Origin of the sequence: Bradyrhizobium sp. CCH5-F6 (assembly GCF_001556045.1) — a bacterium.
In the GTDB taxonomy this organism is placed as follows: domain Bacteria; phylum Pseudomonadota; class Alphaproteobacteria; order Rhizobiales; family Xanthobacteraceae; genus Bradyrhizobium.
Map to the genome: position 1 here is coordinate 39,581 of NZ_LSIC01000047.1, position 22,430 is coordinate 62,010.

23 protein-coding genes are annotated in these 22,430 nt (G+C 64.6%); 12 read left to right on the forward strand and 11 right to left on the reverse strand.

All coding sequences use genetic code 11. From position 1 onward, the window contains the following. Positions 1-11 precede the first annotated feature (11 nt). Positions 12-575, reverse strand: coding sequence for a cytochrome b/b6 domain-containing protein (locus AX729_RS07560; protein WP_061021633.1), 564 nt, complete (start codon positions 573-575; stop codon positions 12-14). A gap of 11 nt (positions 576-586) precedes the next feature. Further along, entirely contained in the window at positions 587-865 is a 279-nt protein-coding gene (locus AX729_RS07565) for a PepSY domain-containing protein (RefSeq protein WP_061021635.1), read from the reverse strand. Here AX729_RS07565 and AX729_RS41725 point away from each other — a divergent pair. From AX729_RS41725 to AX729_RS07580, 3 genes are read left to right on the forward strand one after another with little or no spacing between them, the layout of a single operon-like run. Then, on the forward strand, positions 849-1,325 hold the full coding sequence (locus AX729_RS41725) for a PepSY domain-containing protein (protein ID WP_502686901.1): 477 nt from the start codon (positions 849-851) through the stop codon (positions 1,323-1,325). The genes AX729_RS07565 and AX729_RS41725 overlap by 17 nt on opposite strands. Then, on the forward strand, positions 1,325-1,990 hold the full coding sequence (locus AX729_RS07575) for a response regulator transcription factor (protein ID WP_061021638.1): 666 nt from the start codon (positions 1,325-1,327) through the stop codon (positions 1,988-1,990). Before AX729_RS41725 ends, AX729_RS07575 begins: the two co-directional genes overlap by 1 nt. Continuing rightward, entirely contained in the window at positions 1,987-3,357 is a 1,371-nt protein-coding gene (locus AX729_RS07580; protein ID WP_061021640.1) for a sensor histidine kinase, read from the forward strand. The genes AX729_RS07575 and AX729_RS07580 overlap by 4 nt, the downstream gene beginning before the upstream one ends. Positions 3,358-3,413: 56 nt before the next feature. On the opposite strand, the gene ppx is transcribed toward AX729_RS07580, so the two are convergent. The 4 genes from ppx to AX729_RS07600 all read right to left on the reverse strand — a co-directional run bounded on the left by ppx (position 3,414) and on the right by AX729_RS07600 (position 8,585). Further along, entirely contained in the window at positions 3,414-4,916 is a 1,503-nt protein-coding gene (gene ppx / locus AX729_RS07585; RefSeq protein ID WP_061021642.1) for an exopolyphosphatase, read from the reverse strand. Between the two features lie 15 nt (positions 4,917-4,931). Beyond that, entirely contained in the window at positions 4,932-7,121 is a 2,190-nt protein-coding gene (locus AX729_RS07590; protein ID WP_061021857.1) for an RNA degradosome polyphosphate kinase, read from the reverse strand. Positions 7,122-7,273: 152 nt separating this feature from the next. After that, positions 7,274-7,951: a P-loop NTPase family protein gene (locus AX729_RS07595; protein ID WP_061021859.1), complete on the reverse strand. Its 678-nt coding sequence runs from the start codon at positions 7,949-7,951 to the stop codon at positions 7,274-7,276. 91 nt (positions 7,952-8,042) lie between these two features. Then, positions 8,043-8,585: a CDP-alcohol phosphatidyltransferase family protein gene (locus AX729_RS07600; protein ID WP_061021644.1), complete on the reverse strand. Its 543-nt coding sequence runs from the start codon at positions 8,583-8,585 to the stop codon at positions 8,043-8,045. A 156-nt stretch (positions 8,586-8,741) separates the two neighbouring features. Between AX729_RS07600 and purM the strand changes: the two genes are divergently transcribed. Continuing rightward, the gene (gene purM, locus AX729_RS07605) at positions 8,742-9,815 is read left to right on the forward strand and encodes a phosphoribosylformylglycinamidine cyclo-ligase (protein WP_061021646.1); all 1,074 of its coding nucleotides are present in this window, start codon (positions 8,742-8,744) and stop codon (positions 9,813-9,815) included. A 14-nt stretch (positions 9,816-9,829) separates the two neighbouring features. Beyond that, a complete protein-coding gene (gene purN / locus AX729_RS07610) occupies positions 9,830-10,483 on the forward strand; it encodes a phosphoribosylglycinamide formyltransferase (protein ID WP_061021648.1) in 654 nt (217 codons plus the stop codon). A gap of 92 nt (positions 10,484-10,575) precedes the next feature. On the opposite strand, the gene AX729_RS07615 is transcribed toward purN, so the two are convergent. Next, positions 10,576-10,782, reverse strand: a complete 207-nt coding sequence (locus AX729_RS07615; protein ID WP_027576280.1) for a cold-shock protein — start codon at positions 10,780-10,782, stop codon at positions 10,576-10,578. Positions 10,783-11,157: 375 nt separating this feature from the next. Between AX729_RS07615 and AX729_RS07620 the strand changes: the two genes are divergently transcribed. Next, positions 11,158-12,303 (forward strand): autotransporter outer membrane beta-barrel domain-containing protein, encoded by a 1,146-nt coding sequence (locus tag AX729_RS07620; RefSeq protein WP_061021650.1) that lies wholly within the window; start codon positions 11,158-11,160, stop codon positions 12,301-12,303. An 18-nt stretch (positions 12,304-12,321) separates the two neighbouring features. On the opposite strand, the gene AX729_RS07625 is transcribed toward AX729_RS07620, so the two are convergent. Beyond that, positions 12,322-13,362, reverse strand: a complete 1,041-nt coding sequence (locus tag AX729_RS07625; RefSeq protein ID WP_061021652.1) for a LysR family transcriptional regulator — start codon at positions 13,360-13,362, stop codon at positions 12,322-12,324. Positions 13,363-13,433: 71 nt separating this feature from the next. On the opposite strand from AX729_RS07625, the gene AX729_RS07630 reads away from it, so the two are divergent. The 5 genes from AX729_RS07630 (at position 13,434) to AX729_RS07645 (ending at position 17,039) form a co-directional block, all read left to right on the forward strand. Continuing rightward, positions 13,434-14,051: a hypothetical protein gene (locus AX729_RS07630; RefSeq protein ID WP_061021654.1), complete on the forward strand. Its 618-nt coding sequence runs from the start codon at positions 13,434-13,436 to the stop codon at positions 14,049-14,051. Further along, a complete protein-coding gene (locus AX729_RS07635; RefSeq protein ID WP_061021656.1) occupies positions 14,038-14,658 on the forward strand; it encodes a GNAT family N-acetyltransferase in 621 nt (206 codons plus the stop codon). The genes AX729_RS07630 and AX729_RS07635 overlap by 14 nt, the downstream gene beginning before the upstream one ends. Positions 14,659-14,683: 25 nt before the next feature. After that, entirely contained in the window at positions 14,684-15,247 is a 564-nt protein-coding gene (locus AX729_RS07640) for an isochorismatase family protein (protein WP_061021657.1), read from the forward strand. Between the two features lie 30 nt (positions 15,248-15,277). Beyond that, positions 15,278-15,448: a hypothetical protein gene (locus tag AX729_RS40395; protein WP_197433552.1), complete on the forward strand. Its 171-nt coding sequence runs from the start codon at positions 15,278-15,280 to the stop codon at positions 15,446-15,448. 208 nt (positions 15,449-15,656) lie between these two features. Further along, positions 15,657-17,039, forward strand: a complete 1,383-nt coding sequence (locus AX729_RS07645) for an aspartate aminotransferase family protein (RefSeq protein ID WP_061021658.1) — start codon at positions 15,657-15,659, stop codon at positions 17,037-17,039. A 163-nt stretch (positions 17,040-17,202) separates the two neighbouring features. On the opposite strand, the gene rnd is transcribed toward AX729_RS07645, so the two are convergent. Both rnd and AX729_RS07655 read right to left on the reverse strand, forming a co-directional pair. Then, entirely contained in the window at positions 17,203-18,351 is a 1,149-nt protein-coding gene (gene rnd / locus AX729_RS07650) for a ribonuclease D (protein ID WP_061021660.1), read from the reverse strand. Between the two features lie 365 nt (positions 18,352-18,716). Beyond that, positions 18,717-19,706 carry an AraC family transcriptional regulator gene (locus AX729_RS07655; RefSeq protein ID WP_061021662.1) on the reverse strand — a complete coding sequence of 330 codons (990 nt, stop codon included), beginning with the start codon at positions 19,704-19,706 and terminating at the stop codon, positions 18,717-18,719. Between the two features lie 252 nt (positions 19,707-19,958). Between AX729_RS07655 and AX729_RS07660 the strand changes: the two genes are divergently transcribed. After that, positions 19,959-20,774: an outer membrane protein gene (locus tag AX729_RS07660; RefSeq protein ID WP_082770371.1), complete on the forward strand. Its 816-nt coding sequence runs from the start codon at positions 19,959-19,961 to the stop codon at positions 20,772-20,774. A 324-nt stretch (positions 20,775-21,098) separates the two neighbouring features. On the opposite strand, the gene AX729_RS07665 is transcribed toward AX729_RS07660, so the two are convergent. Next, positions 21,099-22,430: an ABC transporter substrate-binding protein gene (locus AX729_RS07665; RefSeq protein ID WP_061021666.1), complete on the reverse strand. Its 1,332-nt coding sequence runs from the start codon at positions 22,428-22,430 to the stop codon at positions 21,099-21,101.

Here is a 22,430-nt window from a genome sequence, read left to right on the forward strand (position 1 = left end):
CCCGGCTCCGGTTACGATGGACGCTTCCGTCCGGTGATCATCGCCTTCACCAGATTCTCGCTGTGCTCGAAGCTCGCCCACAGGACGCCAAGCACATGGACGACGACGAGGCCGATCGTGAGGTTGGCGAACGCCTCATGAATCTCCTCGACCCATTTTGCTCCCCAGAAGGTGCCGGTCGTCATCATGTAACCGGTGGCGCAGGTGACGATCAGCGTGACGATCAGCGCCACGACCATCGTGCCGCCGGCTGGATTGTGGCCGAGATAACGCGGCGCCCTGAGCAACGCCACGTCGCGCATGTAGGCGAGCACCGCACGCGGTGAGCGCACGAAGTCGCTGAAGCGCGCATTGCGCGGCCCCACGACGCCCCACGCGCTCCGTAGCGCAAGCAATCCGGCAATCGTGTATCCGGCGGCGATATGGACGTTCTCGATCTCGTCACCCGTGGCATAAGCGAGCAGAAACAGCCCGGCCAGCGACCAATGGAACACGCGCACGAAGGGGTCCCAGACCTTGACCGATGCCGGTGGCGTCTCGCCGCCGGCCTCGATCCCGTTGTTGATGGCGCTCATGGTGGCGCTCTTTACAGCTGGCCGACGATCTGGCCATTGGTCGGATCGACGAACAGTTCGACCCGGCTGCCGGACTTGTCGATCGTATAGAGTTCGCCACAGGCATTCTTGAGCTTGGCCTTCTGAACCTTGTAGCCTTGGGCTTCGATCTTGGCCTGCAGTTCTTCGAGCGGCAGCCAACGGGTCGCCGGGGCTGCCGTGCAGGGGCGCCCGAGGCTGCCGGCATGAGCGGTCGCGGCCGCGAGCAGGGCGCCGGCAGCAGCAGCAGTGAAGATGGTGATCTTGCGCATGGTTCTCTCCAGTCCGTATGGCCCGGCCACATCATGCGGCAAGGCAATGCGCGGACATTGGCAGAAGCGCCCTGACCGCCGCCTGTTGATCCACGTCAGCGATCTGTCAGGTCGATTGCGGCATACTTCGTGGATGCAGCCATCTCGCTTTCTGGAATTCCTCGCGGTGCCATTGCTGGTGGGAGTCCTGCTCCCGTCGGTGCCTGCGGCCGCAGGCGACCACGATAATGGGGCGCCCGACGCGGTGCGCCGCGCGGTCGAGGCGGGCGAAATCAAGTCACTCGCCGACATCCTCGCATCCGTGCGTGGCAAGCTGCCGGGCGAGGTTGCCGGCGTCGAGATAGAGCGTGCGCGTGGCCGCTGGATCTATGAGTTTCGTTTGGTCGACGACAAGGGCCGCCTCTACGAAGCGTATGTGGACGCGCGCAGCGGCGAGATTGAACGCATCAAGGAGAAGTGATGCGCCTGCTGCTCGTGGAGGATGACCGACGGATCGCGACCGATGTGGAGCGGGCGCTAAGCGCGGCCGGCTATGTGGTCGAGACGGTCCGCAACGGCGAGGACGCCTGGTTCCGCGGCGACACCGAGGACTACGGCGCCGTCGTCCTCGATCTCGGCTTGCCCGGCATGGACGGTCTGGCGGTCCTCAAGCGCTGGCGCGCCAACGGAAGGTCGATGCCGGTGCTGATCCTGACGGCGCGCGGCAGCTGGGCCGAGCGCGTCGATGGGATCGACGCGGGCGCCGACGATTACCTGCCCAAGCCGTTTCGCATGGAGGAATTGCTGGCGCGCCTGCGCTCGATCGTGCGCCGCTCGGCGGGGCATGCCTCCCCACGGATCGTCGCCGGCGAGGTCGAACTCGACGAGCGTCAGATGAAAGTGACGCTGCGCGGCGTACCCGTCGCGTTGTCGCCGCTGGAATATCGCCTGATCGCCTTTCTCTTGCACCACCGAGGCCGCGTGGTGTCGCAGCAGGAGCTCGACGAGAACGTCTACGGCCACGGCGAGGACCACGAGTCGAACGCGCTCGAGGTGCTGATCGGCCGAGTGCGCAAGAAGCTCGGTGCCGATCTGATCGAGACCAGGCGCGGCTTCGGCTATCTGGTCCCGGAGACGACGCCGTGAGCTGGGGCTCCCTGCGGCTGCGACTGGTCGCTGGCGGACTCATAGCCATCCTGATCGCGCTGACGATTGCCGGCGCTGGGCTGACGCTGCTGTTCGAACGCCACGTCACGCGCACCATCGGCGACGACCTCGACGTCTATCTGAAGCAGCTCGTCGCGGGTATCGACGCCGATGCACAGGGCAAGCTGGTGGTGGGCCGGCCGCCGGCCGATCCGCGTTTTGCCGAGCCACTTTCAGGCTTGTACTGGCAGGTATCGGACGATGTTGGTCAGGTGCTGCGTTCGCGTTCGCTGTGGGACACGGCGCTGGATCTGCCGCAGGACGAGCCGTCGCCTGCCGAATTGCACCATCATGTCATCCCCGGGCCTGCGAACGCACGGCTCCTGGTCAGTGAACGCCGCGTGCTGCTCACCATCGGCGACCGCCGTGCGCCGGTGCGCGTCGTCGTGGCGGCCGATCTTGCCCGCGTGTCGGCCGCCGGCTCGCAATTCGCCAGGGAACTGGCGCTGGCACTCGGCCTGCTTGGGCTGGTGCTGGCGGCGGCCACCTCGATCCAGGTTGCGCTGGGCTTACGTCCGCTCGACGCTCTTCGCCGCGGCGTCGCGGACGTCCGCTCCGGGCAACGCAATCATCTCCCCGCCGATGTCCCTGCCGAGGTGAAGCCTCTGGTGGAAGAGGTGAACAGCCTGATCGACGCCCAGGAGCGCGAGATCGAGCGTTCGCGCAGCCGCGCCGCCGACCTGGCGCATGGGCTGAAGACGCCGCTCGCCGCACTCGCAGCCGATGTCGCGCGCTTGCGTCAGCGAGGTGAGCCGGACGTCGCCCGGGCAATCGAAACCGTCGGCGACACGATGAGCCGTCACGTCGACCGCGAGCTGGCGCGCGCCCGGGCGCGGGGGACGGCACGACAGCGCGGCGGAATTTCCACGCCCCTCAGACCGCTTGTCGAGTCTCTGGTGCTCACGCTGGCGCGCACGCCCACTGCGCAACGGCTCGAATTCGAGACCTGCATAACGGGCGAGCCGAGCGTGCCGCTCGATCGCACCGATCTGGCCGAAGTGCTCGGCAATCTCCTGGAAAATGCCGCCCGTCACGCCAAGAGCAAGGTGCGCATTGGCGCCAATGCCACCGCGAATCCGGCGATTTCCGTCGAGGACGACGGCCCGGGAATCGCGTCCGCCGAGCGCGCCCGCGTCCTCGAGCGGGGAGTAAGACTTGATGAACGCGGCGAGGGTGCCGGCCTCGGCCTCGCGATCGTTCAGGACGTGCTCAGTGCCTATGGATGGCAGCTTGTTCTCACCACCTCCGAACTCGGCGGACTGAAGGCCATCGTCGCGCCGGAGGACGGCCGCCGCCTCGTTGCGTGACCAGCTTGCTCATTGCGCGACCGACGACCCGGGCCGCGTTGCACTGCTGCTGCTCCTCAGCGCCTCACGATCGAGCCGGCGCGGTTGATCAGGCGGGCGAGCTGGCGGAAGCGGCTGCCGACGCGGTCGGCGACGAGGTCGCCGAGCCGGTGCTCGAACACCAGCATCAATTTGCGGCCCTGGCTGCGGAAATGCGTGGCGGGCAAGACTCCCGGTCGCGCTGCCGAGATCAGATGCGCGACGCGCAACGCTGCGCCCAGCAGGCGCGCGCGTTCGAGCTGGGCCGGCGTCAACAGCTCCTGCATCGTGACCGGCGGCTGGTTCTCCTCGTTCAGGCCGGCATAGCGATAGAACACCGACAGGCCGACGAAGGCGCGCTCGGTGTGGGTGATCGCGCCGAAATTGCCGTTGACGACGAGGCTCAGCGTCTGCTCGCCGCGGTGGTCGGGATGCACGCGCCAGCCGATGTCGGACAGCAGACATGCGGCGTGTCGCAAGCGGCGGTCCGCGGCGCTTTCGCGCAGCTTCACGACGCGCACGAGGCGGTCGGTCCAGGCGATCAGCTCGCGGGCATGTTTGGCCGAGCGTGACAGCAACTGGTTCAGCTCCTCGGCCGCGCAGATCAGCCCGTCCTTGTTGCGCTCGGTCTCCGGCAGCTTTTCGTGCAGCAGGCCCTCGCGCACGCCGAAGGTCGAGAACACGATGTTCCTGGGGTTCGCCACGCGAATGATGTGCTCGAGCACCAGCGCCGCATAGGTGAGGAGCGGCCGCCGCGCATCGGCGACGATCTCGATGTCCGCGAGCATGTCGGCGGCTACGAGGCGCCGAAGACGGCGCGAGAAGTCGAGGGCCTCGGCGGCTGAAATCGAGTAACCGTGCATCACCTGGAGCGGATAGCCGCTCTGGATGATGTGGATGCGCGCCAGCGCGCGCCAGGTGCCGCCGACGGCATAGAAGGTCCGGCCGCGGCCCGCGGTGAGCTGCGGCACCCCGTCGAGCTCCTCGCGCACGATGCGATCGGCGCGCTTGAGCGACTTGTGCGCGAGATCCTGGAGTGCGAGACCGCCGAGCGGCAGCGTCACGCCGCTGCGTACGGTGTTCTTGCGCACGTCGATCAGCTCGAGCGAGCCGCCGCCGAGGTCGCCGACGATGCCGTCGGGAAGATGGATGCCGGAGATCACGCCGAGCGCCGACAGCCGCGCCTCGCGCGGACCCGACAGAATCTCGATCTTCACCGCGCAGATGCGCTCGGCCCTGGCGATGAAGTCGGGGCCGTTTGAGGCGTCGCGGCAGGCCGCGGTCGCGATCGCGAACACCCGCCCGACCTGCATCACGCGGCACAATGCGCGGAACCGCTTGAGCGAGGTCAGCGCCTTGTCGATGGCGTCGGGCGCGAGCAGACCCGTGCTCTGCACCTCGCGCCCGAGGCCGCACAGCGTCTTCTCGTTGAAGATCGGGATGAGGCTCCGCGACAGTCCCTCGTAGACGACGAGACGGACCGAGTTGGAGCCGATGTCGATAACTGCGACGCTCGAGCCGCGCTTGCGCGGCCGCTTCACGTCGCAAATCCCGGATCAGGATTGATGGCGTTCGTTCCGGCGCGTGAGACGACGCGGCGAGGATTCCTTGAGCGACTTTCCACGGCCAGACAGACTCGGATTTGTCATGAAGTAGTTGTGGACGTTGAAAGGCTCTTCGCCTTTCGCGGTCTTCATACGCGTTGACGACCCGTCCGGCAACAACTGCCAGCTCTGCTCATTGTCCTTCAGATTGGCGACCATGATCTGTTCGAGAACCTGCTGATGCACCGTGGGATTTTGCAGCGGGCACAGCACCTCGACGCGGCGGTCGAGGTTGCGCGGCATCATGTCGGCGGACGAGATATACACAGCCGCTTTCGCGCTCGGCAGGCCCTGGCCCATGCCGAAGCAGTAGATTCGGCCGTGTTCCAGGAAGCGTCCGATGATCGACTTGACGCGGATGTTCTCCGACAGGCCGGGGATGCCGGGCCTGAGGCAGCAAATGCCGCGCACCACGAGCTCGGTCTGGACGCCGGCCTGGGAGGCTTCGTAGAGCGCGTCGATGATGTCGGGGTCGACCAGCGCGTTCATCTTCATCCAGACCGCGCCGGGCCGGCCGTGTCGCGCATGCGCGGTCTCGCCTTGGATGTGCTCGATGATACGCTTGCGCAAGGTCAGCGGCGACACCGCCATCCTTTCCAGATCGCTCGGCGCGGCATAGCCGGTGATGAAATTGAACACGCGCGCGGCGTCGCGGCCTATGGTCGGATCGGAGGTGAAGTAGGAGAGGTCGGTGTAGATGCGCGCGGTGACAGGGTGATAGTTGCCGGTGCCGGTATGGACGTAAGTCGTGAGGCTGCCACCCTCGCGGCGTACCACCATCGAGAGTTTTGCGTGCGTCTTCAGTTCGAGGAAGCCGTAGACGACCTGCACGCCGGCGCGTTCGAGGTCGCGCGCCCAGCGGATGTTGGCCTCTTCGTCGAAGCGCGCCTTTAGCTCGATCAAGGCCGTGACGGATTTGCCGGCTTCGGCCGCTTCGGCGAGCGCACGCACGATCGGCGAGTTGTTTGAGGTGCGGTAGAGCGTCTGCTTGATCGCGACGACATCGGGGTCGCGTGCGGCCTGCTGCAGGAACTGCACGACGACGTCGAAGGATTCGTAGGGGTGATGGACGACGAGATCCTTCTGCCGGATCGCGGCAAAGATGTCGCCGCCATGCTCGCGCACGCGCTCGGGATGGCGCGGCACGTAAGGGGCGAATTCGAGATCGGGCCGGTCGAGGCGGGTGAGCTGCGAGAGCTCGTTCATCGCCTGCACGCCGTCGACCAGGAAGACCTCGTCGTCGGCGACCGACAGCGCGTGCTGCACGAAGCTGCGCAACTCCTCCGGCATCTTGGCATCGATCTCGAGCCGGATCACGGACCCGCGCCGGCGGCGCTTGAGGGCGGTCTCGAACAGGCGGACGAGATCCTCGGCCTCTTCCTCGATTTCGAGCTCGGAGTCGCGGATGATCCGGAAGGCGCCCTGGCCGTGAAGATTGTAGCCCGGGAACAGGCGGTTGATGAAGAGAGCAGTTGCCTGCTCCAGCGAGATCAGGCGCACCGTGCCTTCGGCCGGCAGGCGGATGAAGCGGTCGATCTTGCCGGGCATGCGGATCAGCGCGTTCATCTGCTTGCCGTCGGCGGCGCGCGTGAGCTGGAGCGCGATGGTGAAGCCGAGGCTCGGAATGAACGGGAAGGGGTGGGCGGGATCGATCGCCAGCGGTGTCAGCAGCGGGAAGACGTTGTTGAGGAAATAGTCCTCGATCCAGGTCCGTTCCGCCTTGGAGACGTCCTTGCCGTCGACCAGCACGATGCCGACCTCGGCCAGCGCGCTGCGCAGGTCGCGCCAGATCGCCTGCTGGTCGGAGGCGAGCTGGGAAACGGTGCGGTTGATCAGCGCGAGCTGCTCCGACGGCGTCAGGCCGTCGGGGCTGCGCTCGGCAATGCCCTCGCGCACCTGGGCCTTGATGCCGGCGACGCGGACCATGAAGAACTCGTCGAGGTTATTCGCCGAGATCGACAGGAAACGCACCCGCTCCAGCACGGGGTGGTTGGGATTGACCGCTTCCTCCAGGACGCGGCGGTTGAAATGCAACCAAGACAGCTCGCGGTTGATGAACCGTTCAGGGCTGGACGCGATCGCCGGCAAGCCCTCAAGCTCTGGGGCTTTCTCTTTAGTTTCAACAGCTTGCGCAGAGTCCATCAGAAGTCGGTCCATCCTGTCTCGCCTCACTTTGCGACCAATGCGCAAAACCCCGGGGAGCATGTGTTACAGCGATGACGTTTCGATGACATTGATGTTCCGTCTTTCCGCTGCGTCAAGCTGGCTTCAGGGACTTCAGGGAGCCGCGCCGATCAGGCGTCCCTGAGCAGCTCCGCCGCCAGAGCCCGGGTCACGGGACGGCCGAGGCGGAGGGCTTCAGTGTCGAGCAGTTCCACGGCCTGCCGGGCCGCGGCCGAGGACCGCTCCAGGCGGGTGGCGAGGTAGCTCACCACACTCTCATCCACCGTGAGCTGGCGGTCGGCGCAGAACTTGACGATCAGGCCGCGGAAGAGCTGGTCGTCTGGGGGCAGCAGCGCGACGACCGGAACGGCCCGCAGACGCGAACGCAGGTCGCGAAGCTCGATCTCCAGCGAGGCCGGCGCCTCGCGCCCGGTGAAGAGGACGTAGGCGCCGTCCTCGCGGGCGAGGTTCATCAGGTGAAAGAGGGCGCGCTCGTCGAAATCCCTTGCCTTGAGATCTTCGACCACCAGCGCGCCGGTGGCGAGCGCGCCCGGCACGCCTGCCGCGGTCAGGGCGTTGGCGGTGGTCGAGCGGGCGCCTGACAGCTCGGCCCAGATCGCGGCGAGATGGCTCTTGCCGCTTCCTTCCGGGCCGGCCAGCCACATGATGCGGTTCGGCCATTCCGGCCAGCTGTCGATCAGGCCGACACCGGCCGCGTTGGCCGGACCTTCGAGGAAGTTGTCCCGGCTGAGGCTCTCCGCATGCGGAAGCGAGAACGCCAATTGTCGGGGATGGACGCGGCCTGCCACGCTTGCTTTGCTCCATGCCGGCGCGCCGGCCCGTTTGAAGAGATTCGACCTGATCATGCGGGACTTGGCCTCTTGCAGGCCGCATCCCGGCTCATTTGGCCTCGATCGTGCTCATGTGCCGCAGCCACTCGACGAGATAGAGCGACACGGAGGAGAGCGTGAAGAGCGTGACGAGGCCCATCAGGATGATATCATAAGGTGCCGGCTTGAAGCCGAAGGCAAGCGCCGCCAGCACCAGCGCCGCGAACGCCACCTGTGCCACGGTGTTGAGCTTGGACACCTTGGACGGCTTCATCTCGACCGGCCGATCGAACAGCCAGGATACGATCACGGCGGCGACGATCATGATGTCGCGCGAGACCACCAGGATCACGATCCAGCGCGGGATCGCGCCCCAGATGCCGAGCGCCATGTAGATCGAGACGAGCAGCGCCTTGTCTGCGAGCGGATCGAGCAGGGCCCCGAGCTCGCTCGTCATGTTGAAGCGCTTGGCCAAAAAGCCGTCCACGGCATCGCTGATGCCGGCGATCAGGAAGACGGCGAACGCCACTTCCATTTGGCTCGACACGATGGCCCAGACGATGATCGGGACCAGCATGATGCGGCCCAGAGTAATGATGTTCGGAATACTCACGAAAGCGCTTCCCGGCACCCGGTCTGACCTCGAATCCGGCCCCCTCGGGAGGCTGAACCGGTTGATATCTACATAGTATAGGCAGGAGCGCCATGCGAGCCATTGCGCGTCCCCGGAATTCGACGTAACCAGCCGCAAACCCACTGGAAATCGGGCATGACCGACCGCAAAAACGGCCTCACTTACGCCGATTCAGGCGTCGATATCGACGCGGGCAACCGCCTGGTCGACCTGATCAAGCCGATGGTGCGCGCCACCGCGCGGCCGGGCGCCGACGCCGAGATCGGCGGCTTCGGCGGCCTGTTCGACCTCAAGGCGGCCGGCTTCAAGGACCCGGTCCTCGTGGCCGCGACCGACGGTGTCGGCACCAAGGTCAAGATCGCGATCGAAACCGGCCTGCATGGCGGCATCGGCATCGACCTCGTCGCCATGAGCGTCAACGACCTCGTGGTACAGGGCGCCGAGCCGCTGTTTTTCCTGGATTATTTCGCCTGCGGCAAGCTCGATCCGGAGGCCACGGCCTCGATCGTCGCCGGCGTTGCGGAGGGCTGCCGCGAATCCGGCTGCGCCCTGATCGGCGGGGAGACCGCCGAGATGCCCGGCCTCTACAAGGACGGCGATTACGACCTCGGAGGCTTTGCGGTCGGTGCCGCCGAGCGCGGTACGTTGTTGCCGCGCAACGACATCGCGGCGGGCGATGCCGTGATCGGTCTGGCCTCATCGGGCGTGCATTCCAACGGCTTCTCGCTGGTGCGCAAGATCGTGGAACAATCGGGCCTCGGCTTTGCGGCACAGGCGCCGTTCGCACCGGTCATGACGCTCGGCGGCGCGCTGCTGACGCCGACGCGGCTGTACGTCAAATCCTGCCTGCGCGCGATCCGCGAGACCGGCGCGGTGAAGGGGCTTGCCCACATCACCGGCGGCGGCTTCACCGACAACATTCCGCGCGTGCTGCCCAAGCATCTCGGCGTCGGCATTGATCTTGCCCGATTGCCGGTGTTGCCGGTGTTCAAATGGCTGGCCGCGCAGGCCGGCATCGCCGAGCTGGAAATGCTGCGCACCTTCAACTGCGGCATCGGCATGATCGCGATCGTCGAGCCCGACAAGGTCGACAAGGTAATCGAGGTCTTCACCGATGCCGGCGAGACCGTGGCGCAGCTCGGCACCGTGATCCCCGCCGAGGGTGAGCACCGCGTCGTCTATAACGGCCACCTCGACCTGGCGCTGTGATGACTGGCGCTGTGATGAAGCGCCGCGTTGCCATCCTGATCTCCGGGCGCGGCTCCAACATGGCCGCGCTGATCAGGGCAGCAAGCACGCCGGATTTTCCAGCGGAGATTTCGCTCGTCATCTCGAACAAGGCCGATGCGCCGGGGCTTGAGCGGGCCAAGGCGAGCGGCGTGAACACGCTGGTGATCGAGAGCAAGCCGTTCGGCAAGGACCGCGCCGGTTTCGAGAAGGTGCTGCAGGCCGCGCTCGATCGGCACGGCATCGAGCTGATTTGTCTGGGCGGCTTCATGCGCCTGTTCACGGCGGAATTCACCAGGGCCTGGTACGGGCGGATGCTCAACATCCACCCCTCGCTGCTGCCGTCTTTCCCCGGCCTCGACCCGCACGGCCAGGCCCTGCGCGCAGGCGTCAAGCTGTCCGGCGCGACCGTGCATTTCGTGATCCCCGAGACCGATGCCGGGCCGATCGTGATGCAGGGCGCGGTGCCCGTCAGCGACCACGACACGGCCGATACGCTGTCGGAGCGCATCCTCGAAGTCGAGCACCGCATCTATCCCGAAGCGCTGCGGCTGCTCGCGACCGGCAAGGTCCGGATCGAGGGTGACGTGTGCAAGGCGGCGGGGAGCGGTCCGTCGGAGAATTTCCTGATTGCGCCGGTGGTGAGCTGAAGCGACATCTCGCTGCGCCCGTCGCATAACAAAATCCCCCGGCAGCGCCGGGGGCAGCGTCATGATCTCTCGCTTGTCAGGCTCGAGAGAAATCAGGAAACCTTGAGGTTCTCCGCGGATGATTTGCCGCGGTTCTCCACGAGGTCGAATTCAACCACCTGGTTTTCGTTGAGGGTTGAGAGTCCGGCACGCTCGACGGCGGAGATATGGACGAACACGTCCTTGTCGCTGCCGTTCGGCTTGATGAACCCATAGCCCTTGGTCGGGTTGAACCATTTGACCGTGCCCTTTTGCGGCATCGCTAGTCTCCTCCACTAGATAAAAAAAGACGCGGCCGCTTTTCGCGTGCCACGCCACAAACGGGCTTCCGGAAGTCTGTTCGAGTCTTGAATCTCAATGTCACGAAACGCACAGTCGATCGGCCAATTCCGATTGTGCCCGATATTGCAACATGAAAATCGCCCGCTAGCAAGCTGTGCGTAAATTTCAAGGCCGAGGCAGGCGTGCCCGACGGCAATTTGCGACCTGTTGCAGCAGAACCACAATCGGGGGCAATCACCGGTGTCGCGGCGCTCCAACCAATTGACGCTCCGTGGCAGTTCGGCACAAATCGCCACCTGCGCCGCGGGTTCGTGTTGTTTTTGCGCGTCGCCCTTTGTTTCGGGATTCTCGTCATGCGCTGCACCGCGCAGCCACCAGCGACACGGCAGACGATCGGGCTGAACCGCGTCCGCCGGGTCGCGGCAGCGGTTGCGATGGCTTTTGCGCTCATCGTTGCGCTGTCGTCGGCGACGCCCGTTCTCGCGCAGAGCCCGACGCCTACGCCGACTCCGACCCCTACACCCACACCGTCGCCAACGCCGGTCCCCATGCCGAGCTCGACCGGAAGCAGCATGCTCAATCTCGGCTCAGGCTTCCTGGAGCGGCTCGGCAACCAGGCCTCGAACGGTTTCACCCGGGCGTTCCGCACCAATCCCGGCGGCGGCGGCGCGTCGGCGAGCACGGAGGATCCGCGCTACCGCACCTGGTTCGAAGGCTATGGCATCTCGGTCCGGACCGACGCGCAAGGAGACTTCGTCGGCGACAAGCGCAAGACCTTTGGCGGCGTGGCCGGCCTTGGCGCGCGTGTGGCGCCGGGCGTCAATCTCGGCTTCTCCGTCGACCAGAGCCACACCGATATCGACGTGCCGCTGGCGCTGCAGTCCGCAACGCTCGACCTCACTCAGCTTGGCTTCAGCGGCTCGGTCGACAAGGGCCCCTGGACATGGGCCTTTGCCGTGGTGCACGGCTTCGGCAAGGTTCGGTCCATCCGCGACACCGGCCTTGGCGCTGCGACTTCGGCCTATCGCGCCGCGGTCGACGGCGCGCTGACCGAAATCAGTTACTACTGGACCAAGGACCAGATGCGCATCGTGCCGAAGGGCGCGCTGGAATATGTGCGCGCCACCAGTGCGGCGTTCCAGGAAGCCGGAGGGCTCGATCCGCTCAACGTCGGCTCGACGGCGCTCTCGCGCGCGCGTCTCATGGTCGGGGCCGAGATCGGCCGCTACTTCATCATCGAGCAGAAGGTTCTGGATCTGTCGGCTTACGGCAAGTTCGTCGACAATTTCCACCAGGATCTGGGATCCATTCAGGTCAGCCTGGGCGCCCAGAGCATCGTGGTCCCCGGCATCGGGGAGAGCCGCTACGGCGTGGATGCGGGTGCCTCGGCTTCGCTCAGCCTGACCAGCGTGGCACGGCTCTACGTCAATTACGACGGCAAGTTCCGCCACGAGCTCACCTCGCACCAGGGCACGGCCGGCTTCGAATACAGATGGTGAGCTGAAGCTCGCCCGCGCTCAAGCCGGCATTGCCGCGACATAGCCCGTCAATCCAAATCCCTCGCGCGCGGCTGTCATCATCGGCACCAGCGCGTTCGGATGGATGAATTCGTCGCGGAAGCAGGGATAGGTCCTGGCATCGAAGATCTTCTTCAGCCAGTCGACGACGATCTTGTGGCGCTCGGACGTGCGGAACTCCTTGTGATAGGTGAGCCAGAGATCTGCGTGATGGCTGACGCCGAGATCGACCGCAACGAGCGGCGCACCGAGCGCGATCGACACGGTCGGCAGGAAGCCGATGCCGGCGCCGCGCTCCACCGCATAGAGCACGCCCACCGAGGAATTGGTCTTGATGCCGACGATGCCCTCGAGCGACTTCAGCCCGAGCACGCGGGCATAGGCGCCGTCATCGACCTGCGGCGCGCTCTGCTTGACGATGCGGTGGTTCTGCAATTCGGCGAGCGTTGCCGGCACGCCGTAGAGTCTCTCGTACTCCTTGGAGACGAAGGGATAGATGTGGAGACGGCCGAGCTTTGCGACGATCAGATCGGGATTGGTCGGCGGCTCGAGCTGGATGGCGATGTCCGATTCAAGCCGCGCCACGTCGGCCTGCTCCATCGCACAGCGCAAGTCGACCGTGATCTTGCGGTAGGTCTTCTGGAAATCGATCAGTCGCGGCAGGATCCAGAAATTGCCGGGGCCTTCCGTCACGGCGACGCGCACGGTACCCGAGGTGTCGTTCGACGAGCGCGAGGCGCGGCGGAAGATGTTGAAGGCATGACGCTCCATGTGCGCAACGTCGGCGATCATGGCTGTGCCTTCATCGCTGAGCGTGAGCCCGCTCTGGTCACGCAGGAACAGCTTGCACCCGATGCTCTCTTCGAGCCGGTCGATGCGGCGCATCAGGGTGGTGGAGGTGAGTCCGAGCTCTTCGGCGGCATTACGAAAACTTTTATATTTTGCGCACGCTAAAAACAGCTTCAAATCGTCCCAGGACGCATCCAGGGCTTCTTCACGGTGCTGCATCATCGCAGCACCCCGGTGCAATAACTGCTGCATACTCCTGATCCCCAGCCGCTAAGCTCATCGTCATAGCGGGGCACGAAAGCCTCGAACGATAGAGGCGTGACATGAGTATGGAAAGGGGCTCGTTTGCCGCAAGGCATGATTTCGATGCCTTGCCGCTGAGCCCGGACGTCGACGTCCGCTGTGCGCAATTCTCCGAAATCGAGGCGCTTTCGGATATGGCGCACCAGATGGTTCCGGGCGTGCAGATCGGCACAGCGGAGCTTGCGCGATACTTCACTCTCGATCCTCAAAGCATTCTCACCTTCAGCCGGAAGGGCAAGCTCGTCGGCGGCATGGCGTTCCTGTTTCTCAACGACCGTGGACACGATGCGCTGCTGCTCGACGAGATCTGTCTCACCGCGCCCGAGATGGGTTATCTCGCATCGGCGAACGACGACGTCGCTGCCATCTACATCTGGGCGATCGCGGCGATGGGCCGCGGCATCGCCGGTCTCGGCAAGGCCGCGGCTCACCTGCGCCAGATAAGGTTTCGCGGCGCCGATTGCTATGCGCAGCCGTCAACGGTGGCTGGACGCGACATCATGAAGGCGACAGGTTTTGCGCCCGTCCCGAGCTTCCAACCCGATCTGTGGTGTTACGAGCGTCCCTGGCATCGGCAGCCGATGAGCATGCCGGGTGCGATCGTTCAAGCAAGGAGTTTTGCAGATGCACGGTACTAGGATTCCTCTCGCCAAGCCCAGTTCCCGCGCCATCACCATCCGCCTCGCGCGCGATCCGAGCGATCTCATGCTGGTGACCGCCATCCGCTCGGCTGTCTATCTCGCCGAGCAGGATTGTCCGTTCGAGGAGGAGTTCGACGGCAACGACATGGTCGCGGCGCATTTCATCGGCTTCGTCGGCAACGAGCCTGCGGGCTGCCTGCGGGTGCGCTTCTTCGGCGATTTCGCCAAGGTGGAGCGGCTCGCGGTGCGTCACCAACATCGGCGCTCGCGCGTCTCGTTCAAGCTGGTGCAGGCCAGCGTCGACTATGTGAAGCGCAAGGGCTTCCGCAAGATCTACGGTCAGGCGCAGGACCGGCTGGTCGATTTCTGGGCCCATTTCGGCGCCAAGCCGCTCGGTCATAACCGCAAGATCACCTTCTCGGATTTTTCCTATACGGAAATGCTGCTGGAGATCGAGCCGGGCCCGGATGCCATCACGCTGGACAGCGATCCCTATGTGATCATCCGTCCCGAGGGCGATTGGGACCGGCCTGGCGTGCTCGATGCGTCGGCGGGGCGGGCGGTCACATCGCCGCTGCGGGACCTCGCACTCGCCGGTCGCTGAAATAGATGCAACAGCGCGCAACAAGATGCCGGCTTCCATCCACGATGATCCGCCGATCCTGGTCTGTGCGGATCTCCAGGTCGAATACCTGACCCCCGGCCGTCGCCACGTCATCCTGGACGGGGATGCGGCGACGGCGCGCTGCCTGGAACTCCTGACGCTGTGGCGCGGCAACATGTGGCCGGTGATGCATCTGAAGCGCATCGCGCAGGCGGCCTGGTTCAATCCGGCATCCAGGCTGACCGATTGGATCGCGCAGACCAGGCCGAAGCCGGGAGAGATGACGTTCGAGCACCCGCTGCCGTCCGCCTACAGCTCGTCGCGGTTCGTCGACCACATGTCCAGTATCCGAACGATGCGCTGCATTCTGATCGGCTTTTCTCTGGACGAGACCATCCTGGCCACCGCCGTCGAGGGGTTTCACCGCAGCCATCGGTACCACGTGGTCACGGACGCCGTGGCTTGCCGGCAGCCGGGCACGGACGACGCCGCTGCCTACCGGCGTGCGGTAGTGAATGTCATTGGGAATTTTGCTACAATCCAATCCAGCGCCGAACTGATCAGAACCAGCGGCGCCGTTGCGGTTTAGGCCGCCGCAACCGGCGGATGGGGTGAGAAATTGTCACGGGGAGACGAGCTCGAGGAGCTGGCGAGCGATCTATCGCGGGCCGCGGAGAGGGCGCGCCGGCTTGGTCTGGCCACCACGGTCTATTTGCTTGCGATGGCGCTGGTGGAGGTAGGGGAAGCCGTTGCCGCCGCCGGCGATGGGGACGACGACGGTGCAGGCTAAGAGCCGGTCCGGCGCGGTCTGGCACGTGCGTTCTGGCATGTGCGTTGTGGCATGTGCCTGGACGTGCGGCTTTGTGCATTGCAGCTGAGCGCTTGCTGCCGACGAATTGGCGTTGCAAGTTCTGCGCTGTCGCAATAGCCAAGGTACTTGCCATCGAGTGATGACGCCGGCTCTGCCTGCGACGTGACGCTTTCAAGGATCTTCGCAAATGTCCATGCTGCCCAATTCGCAAGAAGCCCGCGATGTGGCCTACCAGCTCCACGCCTACACCAATGCGCGCGCGCACCAGCAGGCCGGTCCGCTGGTGATCGAGCGCGGCGAGGGGCCTTACGTGTTCGATGCGTCGGGGAAGCGCTATTTCGAGGCGATGGCCGGCCTGTGGAGCGTCGGGCTCGGCTTCAACGAGAAGCGTCTGGTCGAGGCCGCGCACAAGCAGATGCAGGCGCTGCCCTTCTACCACACCTTCTCTTCCAAATCGCACGGCCCCTCGATCGATCTCGCCGAGAAGCTGGTGGCGCTGGCGCCGGTGCCGATGAGCAAGGTGTTCTTCACCAATTCCGGCTCGGAAGCCAACGACACCGTGCTGAAGCTGATCGCCTACCGCTCCAACGCGCTCGGCCAGCCGCAGCGCAAGAAGGTGATCAGCCGCCTGCGCGGCTATCACGGCGTCACCATCGCCTCCGCGAGCCTCACCGGCCTGCCGAACAACCACCGCTCGTTCGATCTGCCGCTGCCGAACATCCTGCACACGGGCTCGCCGCACTTCTACAAGGACGGCGCCCCCGGCGAGAGCGAGGAGGCGTTCGCGACGCGGCGGGCCGAGGAGTTGGACGCGCTCATCCAGAAGGAAGGGCCGGAGAACATTGCGGCCTTCTTCGGCGAGCCGGTGATGGGCGCGGGCGGCGTCGTCGTGCCGCCGGCGACCTATTGGGAGAAGATCCAGGCAGTGCTGAAGAAGTACGACATCCTGCTGGTCGCCGACGAGGTGATCTGCGGCTTCGGCCGCACCGGCAAGATGTTCGGCTGCGAGACCTATGGCATCAAGCCGGACGTCATGGTGGTCTCCAAGCAGATCACCTCGAGCTACTTCCCGCTCTCGGCGATCATCCTGAACGATCGCATGTTCGAGCCGATCGCAGACGAGAGCAACAGGATCGGCGTGCTCGGCCATGGCTATACCGCCGGCGGCCATCCGGTCGGCTCGGCGATTGCGCTGGAGAACCTGAAGATCATCGAGGAGCGTGGTCTGGTCGCGCATGCGGCCGAACTTGGCGGCTACATGCAAGGCAGGCTGCGCGAGCTCGCCAGCCACCCGCTGGTCGGCGAGGTCCGCGGCGTCGGCATGATCGCGGCACTCGAACTCGTGCTCGACAAGACACGCAAGACCGCAGCGGCAACGCCGGGTGCCGTCGGCGGCATCGCCAGCCGCATGCTCCAGGAGCGCGGTGTGATCTCGCGCAACATGCTGGACGCCATCGCCATCTGTCCGCCGCTGATCGTCAACAAGGCCCAGATCGACGATCTGGTCGCCGCGATCTCGGGCGTGTTGAACGACATGAAGGGCGAAGTGGCGAAGCTGACGCCGGCGTAAGGCCCTGGCTCTCTCCTCGTCATTGCGAGGAGCAAAGCGACGAAGCAATCCTGACCGGCTCCGAGGAGGCAGACAGTATTGCTTCGCGGAGCCTGTCATCGGGCCGCGCTTCGCGCGGAGCCGGTGGCTCGGAATGACGATGCGGAAACAGCGAGGCTGGTCGCTACGCCCGCTGCACCCCGATGACGCGGCCTTTCTCGATCGCCAGCGCCAGCTCTCCGCGCTTCAGTTTCAGCGCGGCATCGCCGAACAGCTCGCGGCGCCAGCCGCGCAAGGCCGGCACGTCGGCCTCATCGTCCGCCGCGATCTCTTCGAGATCGTCGACGGTCGCGATCACCTTGCTCGCGACCGCATGGCGCTCGGCGGTCATCCGCAGCAGCACCTTCAGCAGCTCGACGATGGCGGCGCCGTTGGAGTTGTTGCGCGGCTTCTCCAGCTTGGGCAGCTTCGAGAAGTCCCGCGCCAGCCCGCGCTCGACCGCGGCGACGATGTCCGCGCCCCATTTGGATTTCTCGAACCCTTTCGGTACCGAGCGCAGGTGCGCGAGCTTCTCCAGCGTGGTCGGCGCGTGGGTCGCGATGTCGGTAATCGCCTCGTCGCGCAGCACGCGGCCGCGCGGCACGTCGCGGCTCTGCGCCTCCTGCTCGCGCCAGGCCGCGACCTCCATCAGCACGGCGAGGTCCTTGGGCTTGCGCACCCGCGTCTTCAGCCGCTCCCAGGCGCGTTCGGGGTGGAAATCATAGGTGCGGGGCGAGGTCAGGACTTCCATTTCGATGGAGACCCATTCGCTGCGGCGGCGCTTCTTCAGGTCGGCGTCGAGCGCTGCGAAGACGTCGCGCAGATGGGTGACGTCGGAGACCGCGTAATGCATCTGCTCCTTGGTGAGCGGCCGGCGCGACCAGTCGGTGAAGCGGTGGGTCTTGTCCGGGCGGTGGCCGGTGACCTTCTCGACCAGCGCGTCGTAGGCGATGCTGTCGCCGTAGCCGAGCACCATCGCGGCAACCTGGGTGTCGAACACCGGATGCGGGATGATGTTGGCCTGGTGCCAGATGATCTCGATGTCCTGGCGGGCGGCGTGAAACACCTTCAGCACCCCCTCGTTGGCCATCAGCTCGAAGAACGGCTTGAGGTCGATGCCCTCGGCCAGGGTGTCGATGACCACGGCTTCCTCGGCGCTGGCCATCTGCACCACGCACAGCAGCGGGTAATAGGTGGTCTCGCGGAGGAACTCGGTATCGACGGTGATGACGGGGTGCTTGGCCAGTCGGCTGCAGGCAGCCGCGAGGTCAGCGGTGGTGGTAATCAAATCCATGAACGGCCCATGACACTTGACATCAGCCGTTCTGCCGAAAGTGCTGTGATGTCAAGGGGCTCTAAGCGAATTCGAGCCTTGCTTTTGGGCCGGAAGCGCCTTTTTCCGACGATAATCCTATTCGTAGCGGACCCGCTGCGAGGATTTCCGCGCGCAGGGCAGCGCCACAACGAGCACGCACATGGCGACCAGAGCCAGTCCCAAGAATTCGATAACCAACAGATCCACGGCGAAATCTCCAGAAACATTGATAGATTTGTCGGGGGTACGTTGAGGGTCTGTTAATTCCAATGGTTACCGCCAGCGGGGCGGGCCGCATGGTGGACGGGGAGTTAACGGACGGGTGCGAGGGCGCGAAGCGGTCGTTATTTGCCGCGATAATGCGTTGGCGAGCAGCCGAAGCGGGCGCGGAAGCGGCGGTTGAAATCGGACACGTCGCCGAATCCGCAGGCGAAGACGATGTCGCTCACCTTCATGGCATCGTGGCGCTTATCCGCGAGCATCGCCTGCGCCTTCTGAAGTCTCAACTCCAGAATGCGCTCCGCGAAGGTCTGGCCGCTCTCCAGCAGCAGCTTGTTGACATAGCGCGGCGAGACGTCCAGCACCGCGGCCACGTCCCGCGGAGCAAAATGCGTTTCCGTATAGCGGGCTTTGAGCTGCGCCAGAATTTCCCTCAGCCGTACTGCGCGCAATCCTCGGCCAGCGGCGATCTGCGCAGCGTCTCCTTGTGCGCCCAAGGTCAGCACCAGAAGGTCCGTGATGGTGGCCTCCACATGACGTTCCAGCGCACCATCAAATTCGGCTTCGCTGGTGTCGAGCACCCCATCGACATAGCGACCGAGCAGATGCGCGAGCGGGGTCCGCTGCAATGGCCTGGCCAGCAGGTCTTCGGCGTGCGGGACCTGCGCCATCAGGCGCTTGCGCGGCACATTCACGGTGATCCAGTCGGCCTGGCCGTCCATCAGCTTCTCGATGGGATCGCCGTTGCTAAGCAGCACGGAGGACGGTCCATCCGTCACATGTTCATGGCCCGCCTGTCGCGACAGCACGCGCGCGGAGCCGCGATTGATAACCAGACAGAAATCGTCGTTCGAACCATGTGTGATCGAAGCTGGGCCGCGTCTGAGCCGGCTGATTGTTCCTACATAGCGGCTGAGCCGCAACCCGGCGATATTTGCAACTCGGTGTCGCACCAGGAACGGCAAGTCGGGGTGGCGCGACAGATCCGTCAGGCGAAGAAGAGATTCGTAAAACGCGTGATAGCCGGCGAAACGTACATCGTCACTCGCGTTGTCCTGCAATGCATGCGAATCAAAAACCGTCGCGCCAATCCGGGGCATATTGCGATCGGCCATGGCTTCAAACGACCTCGGATTCAATGAGTGGGACCAGTCTTTCCGTCCGTCACGGAGCGAGCCATCGCAATCTACTATAGGGCGATGGTCAAGGGATAGTAACAGCGCGGCCACACTCGAACCGAAACCGTTCAAGCCGTTGGGACAGTTCCGTGACGACCAAAACCTGTGCCTGTCACGCCAAGACCGCATGGCGCGGACACGTGTACCCCTCAACCACGCAGTAAATTGCGGGCGGTTGAGGAACGAGACATGGGAATCGAAACAACATTCAGGGCTGCTTCTTTGGCGTGGGGGGCAGTTGTGCTTGGCTTCATCGGCAGCGCGCAGGCCGCCGACCTGCCGGTCTACAAGGCGCAGCCGACGGCAGTGCCGGCATGGTCCGGCGCCTATGTTGGCGGCACCGCCGGGTGGAAGCGCGACGAAGCGGACTGGTCGCGCACCGGCATTCTGAGCGGCTTTGGGTTCAATCCCACACCAACCAACTGGGATGGTGGCGTGGGTCCCCACTACAATTTTGAAAGCGATGCGGTGCGTCTCGGAGCGTACGCGGGCTATAACTGGCAACTTTCAAATTTCGTTGTCGGCATCGAGGCAGATGTCGGGTCGGGGCTCCGCGGCAAAGCTAGCCTCGGTTATCTTCCAGGCGGCGTGGTCACGGGCGCTGCCGTTCCTGTCGGTCTGAACGGCACCAGCGTCGATTTTGGCTGGGATGGCAGCATACGGGGGCGTGTTGGTGTACTCGTCACGCCGTCGACGCTGCTCTACACCACCGGCGGGTTTGCGTTTCAGAGAACAACGATCAGCGCGTATTGCAATAACGGCGGAACCTGGTTTTGCCCGAATGGCAATGCGGAATCGTATTCCAAGTTATTGACGGGCTGGACTCTTGGCGGGGGTGTTGAAAGCATGATTTCCCGGAACTGGATTGCCCGGGCCGAGTACCGCTATACGGACCTTGGCCGCATCGAACACATCTTGATGGGCAACGGCGCGAGTTATGGACTGGGCGCAGACGTCGATATTTCGCACCACCAGGTGAATCTTGGGATCGCTTACAAGTTTTGACTGTTGGGTGCGATGTGAGGGATCACACCTCGAATAGACGAAGGCCCGGGAGCGATCCCGGGAGATTTGATCCCGGACGTCTATCGTCGTTATCATATCATCGACTTCGAAGCGTGCCCACGATTTCTCAACGGCGGTGAGGTAGAAATGGTGGGCACGGCGCTGCGCGCCTTTGCCCACCCTACGAGATCGCGTTCGTGGTTCGTAGTGTGGATTAGCCGAAGGCGTATCCACCGCTGTTCGTATCCGAGGACGCAGAAGAGGTGGATTGCGCCAGTGACTACGCTTCGCGCAGTCGCTGGCTAATCCACATACAAGCCCTTCTTACGGCAGCTTCAGCGACGTCTCAGCATTGTAAGGCTTCAGCGTCTCGTCCGCGGCCTTCTGGGCGGCGGCCAGCGCCTCCTTCGGCTGTTTCTTGCCGTTGAGGACCAGCATCACCTCGTCCTCGAGGTTCTTGCGCACCGGGACGGTCTTGTAGGTCGCGAACCAGGGCTTGGCGACGTCGAGCTGCTCGACGGCGGTCTTGGCGTCTGGGTTCTTGTTCAGGAAGTCGACCATCTCGGGCGTCTTGTAGGCGGCCATGTTCGGCGCGAAATAGCCGGTGGCGCGGCTCCACCAGCCGCTCTTCTCGGGCGAGGTCATCCACTTGATCAGCGTCCAGGCGGCCTTCTGCTTGTCGGCCTCGAGGCCGGCCGGCATGATCAGCGAGGCGCCGCCGATCGGCACGGCGTTGCGGACGTTGCGCGGAATGAAAGCGACCTTGTAGTTGAACTTGGCGTTGTCGCGCACGTAGGTGAGCGAGCCGGTCGACAGCATCATCATGGCGGCATTGCCGGAGATGAAGGAGGTGCTCACGGCCGGACCGGGCGTCGCGCCGGGCGCGTGGACCTTGTGCTTGTAGACGAGATCGTTCCACCAGGTGAGCGCACCGAGCATCGAAGGCGTGTCGTAATAAACCTCGCCGCCGAACTCCTCGTTGTAGTAGCGCCCGCCATTGCTCATGGTGAGCGTTTCCATCATCCAGCCGCAATAGTCGTAGGCGCAGGGGATCGCGATGCCCCATTGGGTCACCTTGTCGCCCTCGCGCTTGGTGAGCTTCTTGGCCCAGTCGGTGACCTCGGCCCAGGTCTGCGGCGGCTTGCTCGGATCAAGGCCGGCTTCCTTGGCCTTGTCGGCGTTGATGTAGAGCAGCGGCGTCGAATTGTGGAACGGCACGCCATAGACCGAGCGGTTGATCACCGCGTTGCCGTGCAGCGCGGGGAAGAACTGGCCGAGGAACTGCTCCTTGGTGGAGCCGTCGGCCTTGATCAGGGCATCGAGATTGGTGAGCTCGTTCTCGATCTGCATGTCGAGCAGGAAGTTCGCCGACATGATCACGGCGGCCGGCGGCTTGCCGGCCTTGATCGCGGCGCGCGTCTTGATCAGCGTATCGTCGTAGGAACCGGTATAGACGGCGGTCGCCTTGACGTTCGGATGGGTCTCGTTGAACTCCTTTATCAACGTGCCCATGTCGCGGGCGAGCTTGCCGTCGACGGGGACGGGGAAGAACAGGTCGATCTCGGTCGGGCCTTCGGCCATTGCCGGGAAGGCGAGGGCGCCTGCCAAAGAGCCGGCCATGGCGAGGCCGAGCATGAGCCTGCGGGAAAACAGCAT